Source organism: Phyllobacterium sp. NPDC097923 (assembly GCF_044760925.1).
Lineage (GTDB): Bacteria > Pseudomonadota > Alphaproteobacteria > Rhizobiales > Rhizobiaceae > Phyllobacterium > Phyllobacterium calauticae.
Map to the genome: position 1 here is coordinate 190,724 of NZ_JBIWBL010000005.1, position 23,787 is coordinate 214,510.

Annotated in this window: 23 protein-coding genes; 7 read left to right on the forward strand and 16 right to left on the reverse strand. The window is 60.9% G+C overall.

Going from position 1 to position 23,787, the window contains the following annotated elements:
- Nucleotides 1–35 precede the first annotated feature (35 nt).
- From ACIQWS_RS21290 to ACIQWS_RS21335, 10 genes are all read right to left on the reverse strand, one after another.
- Nucleotides 36–881 carry a fumarylacetoacetate hydrolase family protein gene (locus ACIQWS_RS21290; RefSeq protein ID WP_346307368.1) on the reverse strand — a complete coding sequence of 282 codons (846 nt, stop codon included), beginning with the start codon at nt 879–881 and terminating at the stop codon, nt 36–38.
- Nucleotides 882–1,047: 166 nt separating this feature from the next.
- Nucleotides 1,048–1,782, reverse strand: a complete 735-nt coding sequence (locus ACIQWS_RS21295; RefSeq protein WP_105731930.1) for an SDR family oxidoreductase — start codon at nt 1,780–1,782, stop codon at nt 1,048–1,050.
- A gap of 38 nt (nt 1,783–1,820) precedes the next feature.
- Entirely contained in the window at nt 1,821–2,270 is a 450-nt protein-coding gene (locus tag ACIQWS_RS21300; protein ID WP_346307367.1) for a MaoC/PaaZ C-terminal domain-containing protein, read from the reverse strand.
- Nucleotides 2,271–3,359 carry a Gfo/Idh/MocA family protein gene (locus tag ACIQWS_RS21305; protein WP_403184058.1) on the reverse strand — a complete coding sequence of 363 codons (1,089 nt, stop codon included), beginning with the start codon at nt 3,357–3,359 and terminating at the stop codon, nt 2,271–2,273.
- Between the two features lie 195 nt (nt 3,360–3,554).
- Complete coding sequence (locus ACIQWS_RS21310; RefSeq protein WP_346307365.1) at nt 3,555–3,884, reverse strand: L-rhamnose mutarotase; 330 nt, start codon at nt 3,882–3,884, stop codon at nt 3,555–3,557.
- Nucleotides 3,885–3,888: 4 nt separating this feature from the next.
- A complete protein-coding gene (locus ACIQWS_RS21315) occupies nt 3,889–5,001 on the reverse strand; it encodes a mandelate racemase/muconate lactonizing enzyme family protein (RefSeq protein WP_346307364.1) in 1,113 nt (370 codons plus the stop codon).
- Between the two features lie 2 nt (nt 5,002–5,003).
- Nucleotides 5,004–6,101 (reverse strand): ABC transporter ATP-binding protein, encoded by a 1,098-nt coding sequence (locus tag ACIQWS_RS21320; protein ID WP_223612474.1) that lies wholly within the window; start codon nt 6,099–6,101, stop codon nt 5,004–5,006.
- A gap of 11 nt (nt 6,102–6,112) precedes the next feature.
- Entirely contained in the window at nt 6,113–6,979 is an 867-nt protein-coding gene (locus ACIQWS_RS21325) for a carbohydrate ABC transporter permease (protein ID WP_346307173.1), read from the reverse strand.
- Nucleotide 6,980: 1 nt separating this feature from the next.
- The gene (locus ACIQWS_RS21330; protein WP_288194393.1) at nt 6,981–7,877 is read right to left on the reverse strand and encodes a carbohydrate ABC transporter permease; all 897 of its coding nucleotides are present in this window, start codon (nt 7,875–7,877) and stop codon (nt 6,981–6,983) included.
- Nucleotides 7,878–7,985: 108 nt separating this feature from the next.
- Entirely contained in the window at nt 7,986–9,302 is a 1,317-nt protein-coding gene (locus ACIQWS_RS21335; RefSeq protein WP_288194395.1) for a sugar ABC transporter substrate-binding protein, read from the reverse strand.
- A gap of 167 nt (nt 9,303–9,469) precedes the next feature.
- Here ACIQWS_RS21335 and ACIQWS_RS21340 point away from each other — a divergent pair, with 167 nt between their 5' ends.
- The 5 genes from ACIQWS_RS21340 (at nt 9,470) to ACIQWS_RS21360 (ending at nt 15,703) form a co-directional block, all read left to right on the forward strand.
- On the forward strand, nt 9,470–10,273 hold the full coding sequence (locus tag ACIQWS_RS21340; protein WP_403184063.1) for an IclR family transcriptional regulator: 804 nt from the start codon (nt 9,470–9,472) through the stop codon (nt 10,271–10,273).
- Between the two features lie 17 nt (nt 10,274–10,290).
- A complete protein-coding gene (locus ACIQWS_RS21345) occupies nt 10,291–11,124 on the forward strand; it encodes an amidohydrolase (RefSeq protein WP_346307174.1) in 834 nt (277 codons plus the stop codon).
- Between the two features lie 247 nt (nt 11,125–11,371).
- Nucleotides 11,372–13,216, forward strand: a complete 1,845-nt coding sequence (locus tag ACIQWS_RS21350) for a monovalent cation:proton antiporter-2 (CPA2) family protein (RefSeq protein ID WP_403184066.1) — start codon at nt 11,372–11,374, stop codon at nt 13,214–13,216.
- A gap of 26 nt (nt 13,217–13,242) precedes the next feature.
- Nucleotides 13,243–13,794 (forward strand): DUF924 family protein, encoded by a 552-nt coding sequence (locus tag ACIQWS_RS21355; protein WP_346307176.1) that lies wholly within the window; start codon nt 13,243–13,245, stop codon nt 13,792–13,794.
- 343 nt (nt 13,795–14,137) lie between these two features.
- Nucleotides 14,138–15,703, forward strand: a complete 1,566-nt coding sequence (locus ACIQWS_RS21360) for a TerC family protein (RefSeq protein ID WP_346307177.1) — start codon at nt 14,138–14,140, stop codon at nt 15,701–15,703.
- A gap of 156 nt (nt 15,704–15,859) precedes the next feature.
- Here ACIQWS_RS21360 and zigA read toward each other — a convergent pair whose 3' ends face one another.
- The 5 genes from zigA to aztA all read right to left on the reverse strand — a co-directional run bounded on the left by zigA (nt 15,860) and on the right by aztA (nt 21,108).
- A complete protein-coding gene (zigA, locus tag ACIQWS_RS21365; RefSeq protein ID WP_346307208.1) occupies nt 15,860–17,065 on the reverse strand; it encodes a zinc metallochaperone GTPase ZigA in 1,206 nt (401 codons plus the stop codon).
- Nucleotides 17,066–17,135: 70 nt separating this feature from the next.
- On the reverse strand, nt 17,136–18,341 hold the full coding sequence (gene aztD / locus ACIQWS_RS21370) for a zinc metallochaperone AztD (RefSeq protein ID WP_403184070.1): 1,206 nt from the start codon (nt 18,339–18,341) through the stop codon (nt 17,136–17,138).
- Nucleotides 18,342–18,447: 106 nt separating this feature from the next.
- Nucleotides 18,448–19,386 (reverse strand): zinc ABC transporter substrate-binding protein AztC, encoded by a 939-nt coding sequence (aztC, locus tag ACIQWS_RS21375; protein ID WP_403184072.1) that lies wholly within the window; start codon nt 19,384–19,386, stop codon nt 18,448–18,450.
- A 22-nt stretch (nt 19,387–19,408) separates the two neighbouring features.
- On the reverse strand, nt 19,409–20,275 hold the full coding sequence (gene aztB, locus ACIQWS_RS21380) for a zinc ABC transporter permease AztB (RefSeq protein ID WP_223612464.1): 867 nt from the start codon (nt 20,273–20,275) through the stop codon (nt 19,409–19,411).
- Between the two features lie 5 nt (nt 20,276–20,280).
- The gene (gene aztA / locus ACIQWS_RS21385) at nt 20,281–21,108 is read right to left on the reverse strand and encodes a zinc ABC transporter ATP-binding protein AztA (protein WP_403184075.1); all 828 of its coding nucleotides are present in this window, start codon (nt 21,106–21,108) and stop codon (nt 20,281–20,283) included.
- Between the two features lie 256 nt (nt 21,109–21,364).
- Between aztA and ACIQWS_RS21390 the strand changes: the two genes are divergently transcribed.
- Nucleotides 21,365–21,769 (forward strand): Fur family transcriptional regulator, encoded by a 405-nt coding sequence (locus ACIQWS_RS21390; protein ID WP_223612462.1) that lies wholly within the window; start codon nt 21,365–21,367, stop codon nt 21,767–21,769.
- Here ACIQWS_RS21390 and ACIQWS_RS21395 read toward each other — a convergent pair whose 3' ends face one another.
- Nucleotides 21,770–22,408 carry a TetR/AcrR family transcriptional regulator gene (locus tag ACIQWS_RS21395; RefSeq protein WP_346307181.1) on the reverse strand — a complete coding sequence of 213 codons (639 nt, stop codon included), beginning with the start codon at nt 22,406–22,408 and terminating at the stop codon, nt 21,770–21,772.
- Between the two features lie 181 nt (nt 22,409–22,589).
- Between ACIQWS_RS21395 and ACIQWS_RS21400 the strand changes: the two genes are divergently transcribed.
- A complete protein-coding gene (locus ACIQWS_RS21400) occupies nt 22,590–23,768 on the forward strand; it encodes an HlyD family secretion protein (RefSeq protein ID WP_346307182.1) in 1,179 nt (392 codons plus the stop codon).
- Nucleotides 23,769–23,787: the final 19 nt, after the last annotated feature.

Sequence of the window (23,787 nt, forward strand, 5' to 3'; positions counted from 1 at the left end):
TATGCCTCTTGAATAATGTTGCGGGTCAGCACGCGTCAGACGTCGGCGCGTGCCACCTGTTTCTGGGTGCCAAGACCGTCAATGCCGAGCTCGATCACGTCACCTGCCTTGAGGTAGCGCGGCGGCTTCATGCCCATGCCGACGCCGGGCGGCGTCCCGGTCGAGATGATGTCGCCGGGATGCAGCGACATGAACTGGCTGAGATAGGAGACGAGGAAGGCAACGCCATAGACCATGGTCCGGGTCGAGCCGTTCTGCATGGTCTCGCCATTGACCTTCAGCCACATGCCGAGGTTCTGCGGGTCGGCCACCTCGTCCTTGGTCACCAGCCACGGGCCGGTCGGACCGAACGTGTCGCAGGATTTGCCCTTGGTCCATTGCCCTGCACGCTCCGTCTGGAAGGCGCGCTCGCTGACATCATGCACGGTGCAGTAGCCCGCGACATAATCCAGCGCATCGGCTTCACTGACATATTTTGCCGTGCGGCCGATGACGATGCCAAGCTCGACTTCCCAGTCCGTCTTTTCCGAACCGCGCGGGATGACCAGATCGTCATTCGGACCTGATATGGCGGAGGTGGCTTTCATGAAAATGACCGGCTCCGGCGGCACGGCCATGCCGGATTCCGCCGCATGGTCGGCATAATTGAGGCCGATGCAGATGAATTTCCCGGTGCCGGCAACACAGGGGCCGAGGCGCGGATTACCGCCGACCTGCGGCAGGCTCTCCACATCCAGCGCTGACAATTTTGCCAGCGCTTCCGGGTCGAGCACGGCCCCGGCAAGATCGTTCACCTTGCCGGAGAGATCGCGGATGTGCCCCTTGGCATCCAGCACGCCGGGCTTTTCCTGTCCCGGTTCGCCATAACGTAGAAATTTCATCGTTCATTCCTTCCGATTGCATGGGAGGAGGCTTCCGACAATTCATCCTGATGAGGGAGCTGGTGCGGTTTTCGAGAACCGGAGCGCAGTGGACATTTTCGTCCATGAGCACCGGAAGCGCAGAAAATCGCATCAGATGCCCATCAGGGTGGATTGGCAAAGTCTCCTAGACGGTCCAGCCGCCATCGATGTTGTAGGCCTGCCCCGTCGTGTAGGTCGCACCGGCGAGGTAGACGGCAAGGTCGGCAATTTCCTCCGGCAGGCCGAGACGGCCCATCGGCTGGCGGGCAATGAAGGCGGCGCGCGCGGCTTCGTAGTCACCGCCAGCGCGCATGCGCTGTTCCAGCGACGGGCTTTCCACCGTGCCGGGGCAGATCGCGTTGCAGCGGATGCCCTGCGTGATGTACTCGGCCGCCACCGACTTGGTGAGGCCGAGCACCGCCGCCTTGGTAACGCCATAGGCAAAACGGTTCGGTACGCCCTTCACACTGCTGGCCACCGACGACATGTTGATGATCGCGCCATCGCCGCGTTCGATCATCCCGGGCAGAACGGCGCGGATCGTGCGGATCATCGCCCGGACATTGAGATCGAGGGCGAAATCCAGATCGGCATCGGGCATTTCGAGGATGGAACCGCCATGGACGAACCCGGCACAGTTGAAGAGCACGTCAATCGGACCGATCTCGCCCGCAACCTGATTGACCTCTTCGGTTTTCAATACATCCAGCTTGCGCGGTTTGATCCCCGCCTCTTTCGGCAGCGCATCGAGCAATTGCTGGTTGATATCTGTGGCATGGACGATTGCACCTTCGCGCGCAAAAGCCAGCACTGAAGCCCGGCCGATGCCCTGCCCTGCCGCCGTGATCAAAACCCGCTTGCCTGCAAGCTTACCCGTCATTTCAAACCTCCATTTGGCACATTGAGGTGCCCGTCATATCAAGTTGTTCTGCGCTCGGCGATCAGGATATGGTCCGCCGCAAGCACGACTTCATCACGTTGATTGAGAACTTCACAGCGCTCGACCACGCGCCCGCTCCCCGGGCGTTTCGGATCGTCTTCCTTGGCGCTGATCGTCACGCGCGTGCGGATCGTGTCGCCGATGAAGACCGGCCGCACGAACCGCAGACGGTCATAGCCATAGGAGAATGCCACCGGATTGATCAGGCTGGCGGTGAGGCCGACACCGATGGAAAAGATCATCGTGCCATGCGCAACCCGCTGGCCGAACGGCGTGGTCTTGGCAAATTCGGCATCCATATGATGCGGGAAGAAATCCCCGGTATGGCCCGCATGCACGACGAAATCGGTTTCGGTGATTGTGCGGCCCGTCGTGGTGCGCACATGGCCGATGGCATAATCCTCGAAATAGATGGCCTGTTCAGACATTCAAGCCTCCGGCTTTCGCGCCAGCGGTGTCGCCGGCGCCGCGCTTGATTGATAGGCGGCTTCGACCAGCGCCATGGTGTGCCAGGCGTCTTCGACCGAACTCACCAGCGCCTTGTCCTCGCCGCTGGCAAAGCGCTGCAGATTGGCCATGCGCCCGACAAAGGCGTCAGGGAACCATGCGCCGTGCAGCGGAACATTGATCCAATCGGCGCCGCCCTTCGGGTAGATCATCAGCGCGTCCGGTTCACCGCGCGGATAGTCGAGATTGACCCCGAGCTTCACATAGGCGGCACCTTGCGTGCCGCTGATGCGGAACTCGCAGGCCTGGAACCTGCGGCCGAACTTATGATCATGATTGATCGACAGCGAGCAGCGCACCCGATCGCCATAGTCGAGGATGGCGCTCGTGCGTGTCTGCGCCACCGCGTGACCGGGATGACCCAGCGTCTTCGCGTGCACGCCCAGCGGATTGCCGAGAATCTCGCGGATCACATCGATGTAGTGGATCGAATGCATGGCGATCTCGACACGCGGCAGGCCGTTGAGAAACGGCCACAGCGACCACGGCGTGTCCAGCGCCAGCCAGGCATCGAAATCGATCACCTCGCCCAGCCAGTCCTGCGCGATCGCGTTTTTCAGCGCCAGCATCATCGGGGCAAACCGCAGCTGGAAATTGACGGCAGCGGTGATGTTGCGCCCCCGGCAGATCGCAAGAATTTCCGAGGCTTGCACAAGATCGTTGCCCATCGGTTTCTGGATCAGGGCAAAGGAACCCTCCGGCAGGGCTTTCAGCACGTCCGCATGGCGCGCGGGCGGCGTGGCCAGATCGAAGATGGCGTTTTCCACGACCGCGGCTTCCGCCACCGATGCATAGGCAGTCACATTCCATTCAGCGGCAATTTTCGCGGCCTTCGCCTGGTCAGGATCGAACAGACCGGCGATGGGAAAGCCGCCTTTCCGGTAGGCCGGATAATGCGCGTCACCGACGATGCTGCCCGCCCCGAAGGTCACGATGGGGCGCGGCGTCGCCGGAAGCGGCCAGCTTTGCTGCAGGGTGGATGGATTGAAGGGTTTTGCAGGTGTTTGCACGCTTCAGATACCCCCCTCTGCCCTGCCGGGCATCTCCCCCACAAGGGGGGAGATCACATTGGCATCAACACCTTTGCACACTAGGAAATATTTCAATTTTCGCGAAGACGGCAATGCAGGCTGATCTCCCCCCTTGTGGGGGAGATGGGCGGCAGCCCAGAGGGGGGTGAAAGGACGGTTGTTCATTTGTATTCCTCAATCCAGATGGAAGACTTCATCCATCATCGCCCACCATTCGCCCGGCGCCCGTGTTGCCAGCGGCACCTGACAGGGCATGCAGACGTCCCACCACTCCTTGTTTTTCGGATCGGCGGCCATGCGGGCCATATCCGCATCAAAATCCGTGCCGTGATATTCCCACGTGCCGAACAGGACATTCTCCGGCTCGCGCAGGAAGATCGTGTAGTTGCGGATGTTGCAGCTGGAGATGAGCGCCAGGATTTCCGGCCAGACAGCCGCGTGCAGGCGCTTGTATTCCGCCACCTTGTCACCGTTCAGCCCGATCATCATGCCCATGCGCTGCATCAGCCTAACTCCGGATTTCCGTGGTGAATTCATCGATGCTGCGTGCCTTCACCGCATCCCAATCCCAATCGATGCCGATGCCGGGTTCCGATGGGGCGATGGCATAGCCATCTTCAATGCGCATCTGCGTCCGTGTCAGGTCGTCCAGCTGCGGAATATATTCGACATACCTGCCGTTCTGCACGGCGCAGGTGAGGCTGACATGCAGCTCCATCAGGAAGTGCGGGCAGACCGGCATATCGAAACTTTCCGCCGTATGCGCCACCTTCAGCCAGGGCGTGATTCCGCCGATACGGCCCACATCCACCTGCACGATGGAACAGGCACGCTTCTGCATATATTCGCGGAAATGCCGGATCGAATAGAGCGACTCGCCGACGGCAACCGGCGTCTGCGTTGCCGCGGACAGGCGCACATGGCCGTCGATGTCGTCGGCGGGCAGCGGCTCTTCCAGCCAGGCGAGGTCAATATCGCGCAGCACCTGCGAGCGCCTGATGGCCTCATCCAGCGTAAAACCCTGATTGGCATCGGTCATGATCTCGAAACCGGCACCCACCGCAGCGCGCACCGCCGACAGACGGTCAAGATCTTCCGATCCGTGCGGACGGCCGATCTTCACCTTGGCGCCCTTGAACCCCTTGGCTTTCGCCTGCAAGGCATCATCCACCAGCGCCTGTTCTTCAATGTGCAGCCAACCGCCTTCGGTGGTGTAGAGCGGGCAGCGGTCTTTTGCCCCGCCCGCCAGCTTCCACAAAGGCAGGTTCTGTTTCTTCGCCCGCAGGTCCCACAGGGCGATATCGACGGCGGCGAGCGCAATCGCGGTGATCGCACCGATGGTTGTCGCGTGGGTGGCAAATTCAAGCTCGCGCCAGATCGCTTCGATCTGGTCCGCATCCCTGCCGAGCAGGCGCGGCACCAGATGGTCCGAGAGCAGGCGCATCACCGAGGAACCGCCGGTGCCGATCGTGTAGCTGTACCCCGTACCGACAGCGCCGTCGCTGTCGGTGATCGTGACAATCGGTGTTTCCTGCGAAACAAAGCTCTGGATGGCATCGGTCCGCAGCACTTTCGGCGGCAGGTCGACCATCCGCAATTCGACGCGTTCGATTCTGGCCATGGTCAGCTCCGCAGGGTTTTGCCGGTTTCAGCCGAGAAGAGATGCGCCTGCGACAGGTCGAAACTCAGCTTGATGGTTTCGCCCGCCGCGAGCGGGCGCGGGTTGAGCATGCGCGATACCCATTCCTTTTCGCCCAGCGTGATGAACACCAGCGTCTCGTTGCCGAGCGGTTCGGTGATCGAGACCGGCAGCGACAGTTCATGAACGTCGGTTGCTTCACCGGAACTCAGGCCATGGCCGGTCGGATAGATATCGTCGGGCCGCAGGCCGAAGATGACTTTTTCGCCCGCAACCACCTTGTTGCGGAATTCGAGCGGCAAAGGCAGGCTCTGGCCGCCCTTCAGTACCAGCCTGCCGCCATCGACCGTGGCCTCGTTGAGGTTCATCGGCGGCGAGCCGATGAAACCCGCGACAAAGCGCGTGGCGGGACGCTTGAACACTTCCTCCGGCGTGCCGACCTGTTCGATATAGCCGTCCCGCATGATGACGATACGGTCGGACAGCGTCATCGCCTCCACCTGATCGTGGGTCACGTAGATCATCGTCGCCTGCACCTTGGCGTGCAGACGCTTGATTTCGGTGCGCACCTGCGTGCGCAGCTTGGCATCGAGGTTGGACAGGGGTTCATCGAACAGGAACACTTCCGGCTTGCGCACGATGGCACGGCCCATGGCCACGCGCTGGCGTTGGCCGCCGGAGAGCTGTGACGGACGGCGATCCATGTATTTTTCCAGATCGAGAATGGCAGCGGCTTCATTGACGCGCTGGTCGATCTCGGCCTGCTGCACCTTGCCGATCTTCAGCGAAAAACCCATGTTCTCGCGCACGGTCATGTGCGGATAGAGCGCATAGGACTGGAACACCATCGAGATGTTGCGGGCGCGCGGCGGCAGATCGTTGACCGGCTTGCCGCCGATCTCGATGACGCCGTCGCTGATGTCTTCCAGCCCGGCTATCATGCGCAGCGTCGTCGACTTGCCGCAGCCGGACGGCCCGACCAGCGCGATGAATTCGCGGTCCTTCACCTCAAGATCGATGCCGTGGACGACATCCACATTGCCGTAGCGCTTGACCAGCTTTTTCAGGGTTACGGGTGCCATGGGTAGAGCCTTTAACCTTTCACCGCGCCGAACGTCAGTCCGGACACCAGATGCTTTTGAATGATGAATGTGAGGGTCAGCGCCGGAACGATCATGACCACGGCGAGCGCGCACATGCCGCGCCAGTCAATGGTGAATTCCGACGTGTAATCGAGCAGCCCCACGGGAAGCGTCTTCGAATTGACCGAGCGGGTGATCTGCGATGCCAGCGCATATTCGTTCCACGAGGTGAGGAAGGCGAAAATACCCGCCGAGGCGATACCCGGACCCGCCAGCGGAAACTCCACCTGCCAGAAGGCCTGCCAGCGCGTGCAGCCGTCGATCTGTGCGGCCTCGGCAAGATCCTTCGGCACCTGCCGGAAGAACCCGTCGATCAGCCAGATGGTGAAGGGCACGTTCAGCGCCACATAGATCAGGATCATGGAAAAATGGGTATCGATGATGCCGAGCCGGGCAAAAATCATGAACAGCGGCAGCGACAGCGCGATGCCGGGAACCGCACGGGTCAGCATGAAGCCGAGGAACACCGCCGACTTACCCTTGAACTTGTAGCGGGCAAAGGCGTAGCCGCCCGCCATGCCGATGATGAGCGCAATGATAGTCGAGGTGATCGAAATGATCAGCGAATTGCGGAAATACTCCCAGACCGGAATGCCGCCCTGCCCGGCGCCGCCGAACATGGAACGGTAGGCATCGAGCGAAATATCCTGCGGAATCCACACGGGCGGCTTGGCCATGATCTCCACCGTCGGGCGGAGCGAATTGAGGACGATCCACAGTCCCGGCAGGCAGATGACCAGCATGGCCAGGAACAGGCCGACGAGATGCAGGACTTTCAGGCCGCGGCGCTTGAGACGATGTGCGTTGTTCTGATCCATCTTACCACTCCGCTCCGATCTGCTGGCGCGCCGCGGCGAGCTTTCTGAAGAAATACACGGTGAACAGGATGGAGAGCAGGATCGAGATATAGGCCATGGCGTTGGCCATGCCCATGCGCGCATCGCTGTAGGCCGTGCGGCCAACCAGCGTCCACAACAGTTCCGTGCGTTTGGCCGGACCGCCATCGGTCATGATCTTGACGATGTCATAGGCGCGCGCCACGTCGAGCGAGCGGATGGTCATGGCGATCATAGCGAAGGGCATGAGGTAAGGCCAGGTGACATAGCGGAAGGTCTGCCACGGCGTGCAGCCATCGACCCGCGCGGCTTCCACGGGCTCCTGCGGCATGGCGAGCAGGCCGGCAAGGATCAGAATGGCAAACACCGAGGTCGATGACCAGATTTCTGCGACAATGATCGAGAACAGCGCCAGGTTGCCGTCGATCAGCCACGGGATGGCCGATGTGGTTATCCCCAGCGACTGCAGCACATTGTTGACGAAGCCGATATTGTCATTGAACAGGAACTTGAACTGGAAGCCGACGAGCACCGGCGAGAACATCATCGGAAACATCATCAGCGTGCGCAACAGGCGCTGGCCGCGCGTGGCCTTGTTGACCAGCATGGCAAGGCCAAGGCCAAGGAACATTTCGGCGTTGAGCGCGATGGTCAGGAGGAGAACCGTCCGTCCGAACGCGGTCCAGAATTCCAAGCTCGTCAGCGCACTCATATAATTGCGGAACCCGATGAGAACCCAGATCGTCTCGGGTTTCGTCAGCCGGAACGGCGTGAAGCTGGAGTAGAGCGAAAACAGCAGGGGCAGGACGATGACCGCTGCCAGCACGATAATGGCAGGCAGCAGCAGGAGCGTCGGCGCTGATAGTTTGGGAAATTTCATCGGAGATATTGGCCTTTTAATCTCTGCTCTCGGGTAGGTCGCATGCGTTACCCCCCTGTCCGGCAGGATAGAGGGGGGTGACATTCATCACCCCGCCTCCCAACCGCATCAAAGCTTGCCGGCATCCTTGAGGATATCGGTTGCCTTCTGGGCAGCAGTGTCGAGCGCTTCCTTGGAGGTCTTGTCTCCGAGGATGGCCGCCTGCAGCTCCGGATAGACCGCGTTGGAAATCTCGATCCATTCGGCGAGCGGCGGAACCGGGAAGGCATTCTTCGCCGCTTCCTGGAAAGCCGCCAGAACCTCCGTCTTGTACGGATCGCTCTTGGCCTGCTCGATATCCCAAGCCCAGACCGCCGTACGCGTCGGCAACGGGCCAGCCTTCGCTTCCAGCTTCTGGCTGTCTTCGTTGGTCAGCCACCAGACGAGCGAAGCGGCGGCTTCCTTGTTGGCGCAGGCTTCCGTGACCGAGAAGCCATGGCTGCCGGACCAGCCGGTCCGCTTGCCCGACGATCCCGCCGGCTGAACCTTGACGCCGACATTGCCCGCAACCTTCGAGGACTTCGGATCATTGAAGAAGCTTGCCCAGCCCGGCCAGTCCAGATTGATGGCGATGGAACCGGAGGCAAAGCCCTGGCCGAGATCGTCCCACAGATAGTTGGTTGTTCCCGCCGGAACCGCCTTGGCCTTGTAGAGATTGACGAACCAGTCGAGCGCCTTGATGCCCGCTGCCGAGTTGAAGGCGGGCTTGCCATCCTTGCCGATGTACTCGCCGCCCTCAGCGACCAGCATTTCGTAGAAGCGGCCGTTGATCGCCTCTTCCTTGCCGGCAAACTGCGTGCCGTAGAAATCCGGCGCCTTGGTGAAGAACATCGCCTGGTCCGTCACCTGCTGCCAGGTATCGGGCGGCGTCAGGTCATAGCCATACTTGGCCTTGAAGGCCTTCTTGTTGGCTTCGTCGGCATAGATGCTCTTCTGGTAGTACAGCGCGGAAACGTCGAACTGCGCGCGCGGCAGCATCACCAGCTTGCCGTCAAGCGTCGAGGCCTTGATGTTGGCCGGCACGAAAGCCGCGACTTCCGCCGCCGGTATCAGCGCCGTCAGATCCGTATAGATCTTCGGGTATTGCGGCGCGAAGGATGAATGGTTCGAACCGACGCACCATTTCAGACTGCCCGAGGCGATATCCGATTTGATCTCCTTGTCGAGCTCGAAGTGATTCTTCTTGGACAGGATGTTGACCTTGGCGCCGGTCAGTTTCTCCCACTCACCGATGCGCTCGTACAGCGGCTCATATTGCTGGCCGCCGATCAGTTTGGCGTCGATGGTGACGCCCTCGAATTTGCCCGGCAGTTCGGCGCCAAAGGCAAAACTTGTGCTCAACAGCGCGATAGCGCCGGCCGAAACACTGGCTAGCAGGTTTTTCATGCAGTTCCTCCCAACATCCAGAGTGCCGCCTCCCGGCACTTTTCTTCACCCATATATGGGCGTGTCATTCATATACAAACATTTACAGGCTTGACCGTCAAGCGCGGAAACGCTTTCCTATGAAGATAATCTTCGTATATGCATTGAGTGAAATGAGGGGGACAACCATGTTGGAAGAAGACGACAGCGACCGGTATCGCGCCCCGGCACTCGACAAGGGACTGGACATTCTCGAACTGCTTTCGGGCATCGACGGCGGCCTCACCCAGGCGGAAATTGCCAAGCATCTCGGCCGCAGCCCCAATGAGTTCTACCGCATGCTCGACCGGCTGGTCCGGCGCGGCTATGTCACCCGGCTCGAAGGCGACCGCTACTCGCTGACGCTCAAACTGTTCGGCCTCGCCCAGCTGCATGCGCCGGTTCGCCGGCTCGCTTCCTATGCCACGCCGCTGATGCGCGATCTTGCGGTCCTGACCAAGCAGGCCAACCAGCTCAGCGTCTTTGACCGCGGCGCCGCAGTCGTCATCGCCCAGCAGGAGGCGCCGGACTATTGGGGCATTTCCATCCGCGTCGGCTCGCATATCAGCCTCTTCAATACCGGCTCCGGTCACGTGCTGCTGGCGTTCCGCTCGGATGAGGAACGCGCCATGATGATTGCCGAATATGAAAAACATGCCGATGACATTGCCCAGCCGGTGGATTTTCGCGAACGGCTCGATCATATCCGCGCGCGCGGCTATGAAATCATGCCCAGCGCCCAGACCGCGGGCGTCTACAATATATCCGCGCCGATTCTCGGCCCCGATGGCCGGTCCATTGCGGCCCTGACCTGTCCCTATATCAAGCTCCTGAACATCCCCGATGCCCCGGACGTCGATCAGGCGCGCGAAATGCTGGTGACGACGGCACACAAACTCTCCGAGCTTGCGGGCGCGGATGTCATCCATTCCAGTGTTGTGCGCCACGCGTGAACGGGAGCAGATCAGGCATGTTCATCGACACACACCTTCATCTCATCGACCAGTCGGCCCTGCACTATCCGTGGCTTGCCGGCGTCGAGGCGCTCAACCGGGATTTTCTCTACGGCGAATATGCACTGCAGGCGCAGCGGGCAGGAATAGTCCGGGCACTGCACATGGAAGTGGATGTGACCCCATCCGAAATCCAGACGGAAATCGATTACGTCGCCAGCCTCGCGAAGCAGGAGGGCAGCCTGATTGCCGGGGCAATTGCCGCATGCCGCCCGGAAGAGGCCGGTTTTGCCGCTTATCTTGAACGCCAGAAGGCCAACCCGTTCATCAAGGGTTTTCGCCGCATCCTGCACACCATGCCGGACGATCTGTCGGAGAGTTCCGTCTTCCGCGAGAACATCCGGCGTATGGGCGGATCGGGCCTGACCTTTGATCTGTGCGTGCTGCCGCGCCAGATGGACAGGGCCATCGCCCTGGTCGATCTTGCCCCTGACGTGACCTTCATCCTCGATCATTGCGGCGTGCCTGACATCAAGGGCGATGATTTTGCCATCTGGCGCGGCAAGATCACCGAAATCGCCGGACGTGCCAACGTCATCGCCAAGATTTCCGGCATCGTCGCCTATGCCGACGGGGCATGGCGCGCGGAGACGCTCAAACCCTATGTGCAGCATGTCATCGGCAGTTTCGGTTGGGACCGGATTGTCTGGGGTAGCGACTGGCCGGTCTGCACGCTGGGCGGCGGCCTTGCCACGTGGATCGCCGCCACGCACGCGCTGGTTTCAGGATGCAGTGAAAGCGAAAAGACCAGGCTGTTTTCCGGCAACGCCAAGCGGCTGTGGGGGTTGTAGGCCGGAGTTCCACCCCGTTTCCGTTATCATTCGGTGATGGTTGCAGGATCACAGTGCGTGGTTCGACAAGCTCACCATGAGGGACGTGGTTTGGTTGCAACGCCAACGACGAACATTGCAGGATATAACTCCCTGCAATCCTCCACATCCCTCATGGTGAGCTTGTCGAACCACGCACCCCCTTGCCTGCCAGCCCCCGGCGCTTTACCTCTGGTAACCAGCAGCATAACCAATGGCGGGAGATACAATGGCAGCGGAGCTTCATGGACCGGACCTTCTCAGTGCCGTCGTGCTTTTGGGCGCAGGCGTCGTCGCCGTGCCCGTCTTCAAGCGGCTCGGGCTTGGCTCCGTCCTCGGCTATCTCGCCGCCGGTCTGGTGATCGGGCCATTCGGCCTCAAATTCTTCTCCGATCCGCAGACGATCCTGCACGTCGCCGAACTCGGCGTCGTCATGTTCCTCTTCATCATCGGCCTTGAGATGCAGCCCTCCCGCCTCTGGGGCCTGCGCAAGGAGATTTTCGGCCTTGGCGCCCTGCAGGTCGGCGTTTGTGCACTCCTGCTCACCGGGGTTGGCATCGCCACCGGCTTTCCCGTCGCCATATCCTTCGTCGCCGGTGCCGGTTTCGTCCTGACCTCGACGGCCATCGTCATGCAGCTGCTGGAAGAACGCGGCGAGATATCAAGCACCAAGGGCCAGCGCATGGTGTCGATCCTGCTGCTGGAAGACCTGGCCATCGTGCCGCTTCTCGCGCTCGTCGCCTTCCTTGCGCCGATCGCCGCCACCGATGCGCCGCCGTCGGGCCTGCGCTGGATGGATATCGGCATCGGCGTCGGCGCCGTGGTCGGTCTCATCGTCGCCGGCCGTTATCTGCTCAACCCCCTCTTCCGCTTCCTCGCCCAGTCCCGGGCGCGCGAGGTTATGACTGCCGCCGCCCTCCTCGTCGTGCTCGGTGCCGCGCTTGTCATGCAGGTCAGCGGCCTCTCCATGGCGATGGGCGCCTTCCTTGCCGGCGTGCTCCTGTCCGAATCCACCTTCCGGCATCAACTCGAAGCCGATGTCGAACCCTTTCGCGGCATCCTGCTCGGCCTGTTCTTTCTCGCCGTCGGCATGTCGCTTGACCTGAGCGTCGTCACCGCCAACTGGCGCAGCGTGCTGTTCTACGTCGCCGCCTTCATGGTGGTGAAGGGCATCGCGATCTATATCGTCGCCCGCCTGATGCGCTCGTCCCACACGGAAGCGCTGGAGCGCGCCGTCGTGATGGCGCAGGGCGGCGAATTTGCCTTCGTGCTCTATTCCACCGCCACGTCGGTCGGCATTCTCGATGGCCGTGCCAATGCCATGCTGACGGCCATCATCATCATCTCCATGGTGCTCACCCCGATCGCCATCATCGGCCTGCGCTATATCCTGCCGCGCGAAAAGCAGTCGCTGGATGGCGTCGATGTCGCGGAAGGCCTGTCCGGCAGCGTCCTCGTCATCGGTTTCGGCCGGTTCGGGCAGATCGCCAGCCAACCGCTGCTGATGCGCGGCGTCGATGTCTCGATCATCGACAATGATATCGAAATGATCCAGGCCGCAGCCGAATTCGGCTTCAAGGTCTATTACGGCGACGGCACGCGTCTCGACATCCTGCATGCGGCAGGCGCCGGCCGTGCGCAGGCCGTCCTCATCTGCGTCGACAAGCCCGACACCATTCTCGCCATCGCCGAGCATATCAAGGCGGAATATCCGCTGGTGCAGGTCTATGCCCGCTCCTTCGACCGCGGCAACACGCTGGCGCTGATCAAAGCCGGCGTCGAGTACCAGATCCGCGAAACCTTCGAATCGGCCCTGTCATTTGGCGAGAACACGCTGATCGGCCTCGGCGTCGCGCCCGAGGAAGCGGCGGAGATCATCGGTGACGTGCGCCAGCGTGATGCCGAACGCCTCGACCTGCAGCTCGCCGGCGGCATCCGCGCCGGCAACGATCTGATGAGGGGCAACGCACCGGTGCCAGGCCCCCTGGTCAAACCACGGCAAACCGGCCGGGCTCTGAGCGAAGAAACCGCCCGCGTGCTGCCGGCGGCGCAAACCGCCGACAGTGCAAACTGATTGCAACCACCATGGAAGGACAAGCAATGGTTGAAACCGATCAGGCCATCATCGACGGTATTGTCGGCTTCTGGCGCAAGGCCGGACCCGACGCCTGGTTCAAGAAGGACGCGGCGTTTGACGAAACGTTCCACCAGACCTTTCACAACAGGCATTTCGCTGCCGCCCGGCGCGACTATGACCACTGGATCGAAACCGCCGACGGCGCGCTGGCGCTGATGATCCTGCTCGACCAGTTCCCGCGCAACTGCTTTCGCGGCACCGGCCACATGTATGCGACGGACTCGCTGGCGCGCCATTACGCCGGAGAGGCGCTGGAAAGAGGCCATGATCTTGCCCTCGAGCCATCCGTGCGCGGCTTTCTCTATCTGCCCTTCATGCATTCGGAAGACATCGACGAGCAATTGCGCTGCGTGAAGCTTTACACCGCATCGGCCCCGAGCCAGCTCGAATGGGCCGAAGATCATTACAACATCATCCACCGGTTTGGCCGCTTTCCCCATCGCAATGCCATTCTCGGGCGGAAATCCACGCCGGACGAACAGGCATTCCTCGATGCGGGTGGCTTTGCCGGATAGGCGGATTTGCGGCCCCGCTGCCGAATTTTCGCCACATCCTCTTGAACGCAGCCGTACTGACTGCCATTATAAGCGCATCTGGCACCCGTAAGTTTCACCCATGACGCCAGTCAAACAGGGACTGACCGCGCCTCGATGCCGGACGAACAATCTGAAGAGCCTCCAAGTCCGGACTTGCGAAGCAAGCTGACTCTGCCCACGCAGCGTCAGCAACAATTCCCGTTTTTCTCCCCAACATCCGATTTGGCCTGCATCGCGGGCGGATTTGCGCTGGCTTTTCCAGCCGCATCCGCACGCCATGTCGTGCCCTGACCCGCATCTCTTAGAAGGAACCGACTTCCCAATGGAATGGATTGCCGACCCCAATGCCTGGATTGGTCTCGCCACGCTGATCGTGCTCGAGATCGTACTCGGGATCGACAACCTCGTGTTTATCGCCATTCTTGCCGACAAGCTGCCGCCGAGCCAGCGCAACCGCGCGCGCATCGTCGGCCTGTCCCTCGCCCTGATCATGCGCCTGGCGCTGCTTGCCTCCATCTCCTGGGTGGTGACACTGACGACACCGCTGTTCAGCGTGGCGGGTTTCGGCTTTTCGGGGCGCGACCTCATCCTGATCATCGGCGGACTGTTCCTGCTGTTCAAGGGCACGATGGAACTGCATGAGCGTCTTGAAGGACATATGTCCGCCAAGGAATCCAACGTCGCCCATGCGGTTTTCTGGCAGGTCATCGCCCAGATCGTCGTGCTCGACGCCGTCTTCTCGCTCGACAGCGTGATCACCGCCGTCGGCATGGTCAAATCTCTGGAAGTCATGATGATCGCCGTTGTCGTGGCGGTAGGCGTCATGATGCTTGCGTCCAGACCGCTCATGGCCTTCGTCAGCCGCCATCCGACCGTTGTCATCCTCTGCCTTGGCTTCCTCATGATGATCGGTTTCAGCCTGATCGTCGAAGGCTTCGGCTTCCATATTCCGAAGGGCTACCTCTACGCCGCCATCGGCTTCTCCGTCCTCATCGAAGCGGCCAATCAGGTCGGACGGCATAACCGCGACAAGCGCGTTACCTCGATGGACCTGCGTGACCGCACGGCAGGCGCGGTGCTGCGCCTTTTGGGCGGCGGCCGTTCCGGCGATGCCAGCCATCACTCGGATGCGCTGGATGTGATCGCCGAGCAGACGGCAGCGGGCGAAGTCTTCCACCCGGAAGAAAAGGAAATGATCCGCGGCGTTCTCGACCTGGTCGAGCGGCCGGTGCGGTCCATCATGTCACCGCGCAACGAGGTCGAATGGCTCGACCTCAACGAGACCAACGAGGAACTGCTGGCGGAAATCCGCACGCTCTCCCACAGCCGCGTGGTTCTGGCCCGCGGACGGGTTGACGAATTCGTCGGCGTGGCCCTGACCAAGGACCTGCTGTTCGCCATTCTCGACGGCGGCAAGATCGATTGGGACAAGGTGACCCGCCAGCCATTGATCCTGCACGAGAATGCCAACGTATTGCGCGTGATGGAGCAATTGCGCGGCACGACGGTGCAGATGGCGATTGTTCTCGACGAACACGGCTCATTCGAGGGCGTGGTCACGCCGACGGACATTCTTGAGGCCATCGCCGGCGACTTCCCGGATGAAGGCGAGGAAAGCCCGATCCTCGAGCGGTCGGAAGACGGCAGCATGGTGGTGGACGCCTATATCGACATCCGCCGCCTCGGCGGCCTGATCGAACGCGACCTCGTCGATGACGGCGACCGCTACACGACGCTGGCAGGTTACATCCTGTGGAATCTCGGCCACATCCCCGCACAGGGCGAAAAGCTGAAGGTCGATGATTACGAGTATGAAATCGTCGAAATGGACGGCCGCAACATCGGCAAGGTGCGGATTTCGCCCACCGAAACCGCCGCCTATATCTGACCCCACCAAAAATATTCCCGTCCCGGCTGACCCCGGGACGGGAATGGAGCATCGTCCAGCAACACGACCCGCTGGATTTGGCCTATGGTCCCAGCGGTATGATTGTCGTGTCTGTCGTGCGGTGCCCAAGCGATAACCCTATCAGTCCGGCCGAAATCAGGCGGCCTGCCGGACCCAGCTCGGGAATGGGTCGAACAGGTCTTCCCACTTGCCCGGCGTGAACTCATCCGCGTCCACCAGACAGGCATCCAGCTGTGCCCGCAGGTGCACTTCATTCATCGGATCGACGCCGATGAAGACAATCTCCTGCCGCCGGTCGCCCCAGACCTTGTGCAGGTAGGGCTTCATGGATTTCAGCCATTCCGGATGCTCCGGCCAGCGGTTGCGCGGGATCGACGACCACCACAGCCCGCGTTTTTCCGCCCGCACCAGCGCACCGGCCTGGCTGAGTTCGCCGACATAATCCGGCCGTGTCGCCAGCCAGAAGAACCCCTTGGAGCGGATGACACCGGGCCAGTTCCTGTCGAGAAAGGCATGGAGCTTCTGCGGATCGAACGGACGCCTCTCCCGGTAGACGAAAGAACGGACGCCATATTCCTCGGTTTCCGGCACATGGTCGGCAAAGCCGTTGAGTTCCTTAAACCAGAGCGGATGCTCCTGCGCCTTGTCGAAATCGAACAGGCCGGTATTGAGCACCTCGTTAAGCGGCACATCGGCAAAATCCGTCTCGATGAGTTTTGCATCCGGGTTGAGCGCGCGGATGATCTTGCGCGCCAGGTCCCGGTCATAGAGAGACGAGTCGGAAATCTTGTTGAGGATGATGACGTCGGCAAACTCGATCTGGTCGACCAGCAGATCGACCAGCGTCCGGTTGTCGGCATCACCGAGCGATTCCCCCCGGTCCTTCAAAAAATCCGCCGAGGCGTAATCTTTCAGGAGATTCGCCGCGTCGACCACGGTCACCATGGTGTCGAGTTTTGCCACATCGGACAGGCTGCGGCCGTTCTCGTCGCGGAAATCGAAGGTCGACGCCACGGGCAAGGGTTCGGAAATGCCCGTCGACTCGATGAGGAGATAATCAAAACGTCCCTGCTTGGCCAGGGCTTCCACCTCCTGCAGCAGGTCGTCGCGCAAGGTGCAGCAGATGCAGCCATTGGTCATTTCGACCAATTGTTCATCGGTGCGCGAAAGATTGGCGCCGCCGTCGCGTACAAGTGCGGCATCGATGTTCACCTCGCTCATATCGTTGACGATGACGGCAACGCGCCGCCCCTCGCGATTGTTGAGAATATGGTTGAGCAAAGTGGTCTTGCCGGCTCCGAGAAAGCCCGAGAGCACCGTGACCGGAAGACGGTTGGGTATGGCTGTGTTGTGCATGGCTATTGCCCTCTTGCAATGGCCTGCCGCGAGGGCCGCAGCAGGCCGGATAACGTCAGTCGTGAACTTCGCCGGAGCCGCCGACGGCCACGACATTGAAAGGCTTGCCTTCGAGCGCGATCTCGCGGTCCTTCGCGAAGGCGGCCGCCTTGATCACGTGCAGGCGGCTTTTCAGCGGATCGCTGACGATGATCTCGTCACCGGCAACAGCAATGCGCGGCCGCGGCAGGCTCCAGTGACCATCCATGCTGTAGGGTTCCGTCAGCTTGATCGACTTTTCGATTTTGGCGGTAATAACATTCAGCTGATGCAGCTGTCCGTCCTCGGTGAAGATGTAGGCGAACCGCGGGCGCGCTGAATCGACGGCGAAATGCACGCGGCGGGCGGGCAGTTCGATCCGGCGGAACGGTTCGGCATTGCCTGGTTCGACCAGCACCACCGCCTGCGGGCCGTAATTGCCGAGGAAATACTGCAGGCCCTTGCCGCCGAGAAGCGTGGTGATCTTTCCATCCGGCAGCGATGTCGCATAGGCGAGATGGTTGATCTCGGGCGTATCCGCGCCGGATTTGACCAGAAGCAGTCCGGTCTTGCAGGCGATAGCCAGAATATTGCCGGACGAAGCTTCCCCATGCAGGTCAGGGCATGCGTGTAGCGCGCCGACGGGATAGCCGTCGCCGCCGAGAACCTTGATGCCGATGGGCAGTTCATCCACCGGCTTTTGCGGATGCGGCTCCGTCACCAGCACCGTGCCGCCATAGGAGACGGCAACGCCGTGATGCGGTGACGCGAGCTTGATGCTGCGCACATCGGCTTTTCCGGCAAGCACATCCCTTTCCCTGACGACCTTCACCACGCCATCGCCGTCAAAGAACTGGGCGATGTTGCCGTTGTGATCGACGAAGTGCGAAGGACGCTGGCCCTCCAGTTTCAGATCGAGCAGTTTCGGCGCCTCGACCTTGAGATCGCCATGGGCACCGTGGTCCTCAACGGCAATGCCGGTCGACAGGACCGCCACCTCGCCGCCGTCCCGCTGCACGGCAAATATTGTTTTCCCGCTGTCGGACAGCGACAGGCCGGCCGGCGCCTTCACCTTGAACGTATCGATAATCCCGCCGGTTCGCGGGTCGAGCACGCGGATGGTCGGCTCAGCATGGTCCGAGACGAAAACGCGCCAGGCGGTCTGCTCATTGGCCAGTGCAGGCAAGGCGGCAAAGCCGAAGACCATGGCGAGGGGCAAAACTTTCTTCAGATGTCGTGACATGCTTGTTCCTTATGCGTCGTGGGAGTTCGCTGAGATAATGTAATAACATTACATTCTTGCCAATGAAAAAAGCGGAGTCATCCCCCGCTTTTTCCGGCGCAGCCGATCAGCTGCCGAGAATGGCCTTTTTGAAGGCACTGATATTGTGGTGCATCATATCGATATAGGTGCTGGCGCCTTCGCCCGGCTCCGACAGAGCATCGGAAAACAGTGTGCCGCCGACATTCAGCTTGGTCTCGCTGGCGATCTGCTCGATCAGGCGCGGATTGGTGATGTTCTCGACGAAGATCGCCGAGGCCTTGTCTTCCTTGACCTGCTTGATCAGCGCGACGACATCGGCCGCGGACGGCTCCGCATCCGTTGAAAGACCTTCGGGCGCCAGGAACTTCAGCCCATAGGCATGCTCGAAATAGCCGAATGCATCGTGGGAGGTGATGATCAGACGCTTGGCCTCCGGAATGGCGGCGATACCGGCCTTCACATCGATCTCGGTCTGATCCAGCTTCTGGGTATAGTCCGCGCCATTCTTCTTGTAGGTATCGCAATTCGCCTTGTCGGCATTGCAGAAGGCATCGACGATGTTCTTCACGTAGATCTTGGCGTTGGCGATCGACTGGAACGCATGCGGGTCGAAGGCACCGTGATCGTGGTGATGCTCTGCGCCTGCCTCCGCATGGCCCTCTTCCTCTTCCTGCGCCTTGAGGGGCTCGATACCCTTGGTCAGTTCGACAATGGGCGCCTTGGTGCCGCTGGCCTCGACCAGCCGCGGCAGGAAACCTTCAAATCCAAGACCATTGACCAGAACCACATCCGCCTTTGCCAGCGCCGCCGCATCGGACGGCTTGGGCTCATAGACATGGCTGTCGCCGTTCGGGCCGACCAGATTGGTCAGCGAAATCTTGTCGCCGCCGACGTTCTTGGCAAAATCCTCGATGATGGAGAAGCTGGAAACAACCTTAAGGTCAGCCGCAAAAGCGGTGGAAGAAGCCGCAGACAGTAACAGTATAACATTCAGAGTTGTAGCGAGTTTAAGAGCTTTGCGCATTGGTAGTCTCCTTTATCGAGGTTTAGGCGGTTCTGTGGCGGTGGGAACGCATGCGGCTGCTGAGAACGCCGCGTGAGCCGATGAGAATGGACGCGATATACATCGCACCGGCGGAAAGGATGATCGCCGGGCCGGACGGCAGGGCGAAATGATAGGAAATCAGCAGGCCTGCAACGCAGGATATCATCCCGATCAGGATTGCAACCGCGCACATCGGGCCGACACGGGTCGTCCAGAAGCGCGCGCCGGCGGCAGGCAGCATCATCAGGCCGACCGACAGCAGCGTCCCGAGCGCCTGGAAGCCGCCGACGAGATTGAGCACCACCAGCGCCAGGAAGATGAAATGCACGGGCGTGCCGATGCGGCTGACCGAACGCAGGAAAAGGGGATCAAGGCACTCGGCCACCAGGCCGCGCCAGAAAATGGCGAGGGTCACGATGCTGACGCCGCAGATCAGGCCGATCAGGCTCAGCGCCTCGTTGTTGAGCGCAAGAACCGTGCCGAACAGCACATGCATCAGGTCGACATTCGAACCGCGCAGCGAAACGATCATCACCCCCAGCGCAAGGGATATCAGGTAGAAGGCCGCCATCGAGGCATCTTCCTTCTGGATCGTGAAGCGCGACACCGCCCCGGCGCCGAGCGCCACGATCACCCCTGCGATCAGCCCGCCGATGGTCATCGGCACGATCTGCAGGCCGTAGAGCAGGAAACCGGCGGCGGCTCCCGGCAGGATGGCGTGCGACATGGCATCGCCGGTCAGGCTCATCCGCCGCAGCATCAGGAACACGCCGACAGGGCAGGAACTGAGCGACAGCGCCAGCGAGCCGAGCAAGGCGCGCTGCATGAAGCTGTAATCGATGAAGGGGGCAATGAGGAAATCATACATCCCGATCAGCCCCCCGCCCGGCTGTGACCATCATGATGCGCATGATGCGTGTGATCATGCGCGTGATCGTGTTCATGACCGCCGGTCGCGGACAATCGGGCATCGTCTTCGCACCAGGGCGCACTCTCGGCCCAGGCCTCGTGGAACTGCCGCGCATGCAAAAGGTTTTCCGGACGAAGCGTCTCCCGCGAGGCACCCCAGGCAATGGGCTTGCGCGCCAACAGCAGGGTTTCAGGAAAATGCTCCCGCACCAGATCGAGATCGTGGACCACGACCATGATGGTGCGCTTTTCGCCGTGCCAGCGCTTGATCAGCGCAATGAGATCGCCGACCGTCTTGGCGTCGATGGCATTGAACGGCTCGTCGAGCAGAATGAGGTCAGCGTCCTGCACCAGCACCCGGGCAAACAGGGCGCGCTGCAATTGCCCGCCGGACAGGCTGTCAATGGGACGTTTTTCAAAGCCCCCCAGCCCGACGCCCATCAGGGCCCGCGAAACCTGCTCACGGTCACCGGCGGTAAAGCGGCCAAGCAGGCCGCGCCGGGGCCAAAGCCCCAGCGAAACCAGATCGATGACCCGCGCCGGAAACGAGCGGTCCAGTTCCGATTGCTGCGGCAGATAGGCGACGCGAACGTCCTTCTCGACCACGACGGAACCGGACATCGGCTTGAGAACACCGACAATACCCTTCATCAGCGTCGACTTGCCCGAACCGTTCGTACCCACGACCGCCGTCAGCGAACCGCGCTCGACCACACCGCTCAGATGATGAACGGCAGGGTGACTGCGATACCCCAGGGTAAGGTCACGGAATGTCAGGCATTGGTCAGTCATGGTCTATCCACATGCTCCGGACGGCGGTGTTCGGTCGGTCACGTCCATCCGGCATCTTCTTGACGTCTCGATATGTGATGTTATTACATTAGTCAACAATGGCAAATTTGAGAACAGACGAAATTAATTTATCCACTGGCAGGCGATGACGCCGCTGCTTATCTTAGAGACAGCAGATTTTTACGGAAACGGACTTGTTTACGGCAATATCACGCGCTAGCGACTTAAACGTGTACGTTCAGGAGACCCGAAGGCAATGACAACCGCCCATGAGCTGACGAAGAACCAGACCCTGGTGTTCAATACGTTGTCGCGCGCCGAAGGGCCCTTGAGCGCCTACACCATCCTCGACCAGCTGCGCGGCGACGGTTTCCGTGCGCCGCTGCAGGTCTACCGCGCCCTGGAAAAGCTGCTCGATTACGGCATGGTCCACCGCCTCGAAAGCATCAATGCCTTTGTCGCCTGCGCGCATCCCCACAATCACAGCCACAATCACGGCATGATCGCCTTCGCCATCTGCGAGAAATGCGGGCAGGTCTCGGAATTTTCCGATGATATCATCACCCAGCGGGTGCGCGAATGGACCACGCAGAACGGCTTCAAACAGACCAAGACCACCATCGAAATCCGTGGCGTCTGTGCCGCCTGCGGCACCGCCTGATCAGGCCTTGTAGGCCTTGAGAAACAGGTCGACACCCGCAGTCACGGTCTTGCGGATCTGCTCCGGCTCCGGTTCCTGCTCCATCTGGCCGAACAGGCGGCGGCGCAGCAGGCCCGAATGGAAAAGGTCTGAAAGCTGATAGGCCGCCAGCTCCGTATCCTCGATCGCGAGAAATCCCGCCGCGACGTGCTTGTCCAGAAGCGCGCGCATCAGGGCGAGGCCCTTTTTCGGCCCTTTTTCGTAAAAACTGGAACTCATGGAGGGCATGCGCTCCGCCACCCCGATGATGACACGCTGCGCCCGGATACCAGCATTCGAGGTAATCAGCGTCGACAGTGAGATGCCGAACTGGATCAAGGCTTCGCGCAGGTCGCTGTTGTTGCTCTCCAGCGCATGATAGATACCGTCGAACAGCGCCGCCTTGTATTGCTGGCACAGATCGATGAACAGCTCTTCCTTGTTGTTGAAATAGACGTAGATCGTGCCCTTCGACACGCCCGCTTCGCGGGTAATGTCATTCATGCTGGCCGCATCAAAACCCATCTGCGAAAAAACGCGATTGGCCCCATCCAGTATCTGCTGCCGTTTGACGGGATCCTGCCCTGCGGCCAGACGGCCGGGACGTTCGGAAGCGGTCATGCCTGGGTCCATAACGGGTGCCTTGGTAGACGACATAGTAGTCAAGTTTCCTCATTTTCGATTCTTTTTCGAACCAAGCGGTTCGATCCCCTTGATATGCGCTCTCATTTGCGCTATGTCAACGATCGAACCGATTGGTTCAATCAGTTTTCAGATTGAACATCTGTAGAAAGAGCTCTCTATGTCCGCGCCGAAATCCACCAACGAGGCTGAGATTCGTCAGTTCCCTGCACCCGCCCCTGCTTCCAAAGCCGAAGCACCGGTGAAAAGTGAAGCCCCGCAGCACGACGTGGTCACTGCGACCCCGGCACCGCCAAAACGCTCGGTGAAGCGCTTCATATTGCCCGTCATCATTGTCGCCGCTGTCGGCGCCGGTGCCTGGTATGGCCACGAATGGTGGACAACGGGCCGCTTCATGGTCTCGACCGACGACGCCTACATCCAGGGCGACATCACCGCCATTGCGCCCAAGATCACCGGCTATATCGATACGATCAACGTCGTCGCCAACCAGCGCGTCAAGGCGGGCGATCCGCTGATCACGCTCGACAATGGCGACTATACCATTGCGGAAGAACAGGCCGAGGCGCAGATCGCGACACAGCGCCTGACGCTTCTGCGCATCGAGGCCCAGACGGAAGCAGCCAAAGCATCCGTCAAGCAGGTCGAAGCCAGCAAGGTCGCCGCACAGGCGGTCCTGACCAATGCGGAAGCCGCCGCAACCCGCGCCGGCCAGCTGCATGCCACGCGTTTTGCCTCCCAGTCCCAGCTCGACGATGCCACCGCGGCGCTGGATCAGGCCAAGGCCAACCTCGTTGCCGCCGATGCCCAGATCGCTGCGGCGGTCGCCAATGTCGGTGTGCTGGAAGCCCAGTACAAGGAAGCCGAGGGATCGATTGCCTCGCTGCAGCTGAGCAAGGATAAGGCCGCCCGCGACCTCTCCTTCACCGTCATCCGTGCGCCTCTCGATGGCGTTGTCGGCAATCTCTCGGCCAAGAAGGGTGATCTCGTCACCCCCGGCCAGCGGCTTGCCGCCCTCGTTCCCGTCAATTCGCTCTATATCGACGCGAATTACAAGGAAACGCAGCTGCGGGACATCGTGCCGGGCGAAAAGGTACGGGTACGGGTCGACGCGCTCTCCGGTGACACGTTTGAAGGCACCGTCGCCTCGATTGCCCCGGCATCCGGCGCCGTGTTCTCGCTGCTTCCAGCCGAGAATGCCACGGGCAATTTCACCAAGGTTGTCCAGCGCGTCCCGGTTCGCATCGCCCTGCCCGCCGACATTCTGGCATCCGGCAGGCTTCAGGCGGGCTTGAGCGTCATCGTTGACGTCGATACCCGCACGGCACCGGCCAAGTAAGCACAACCAGCACCGGACC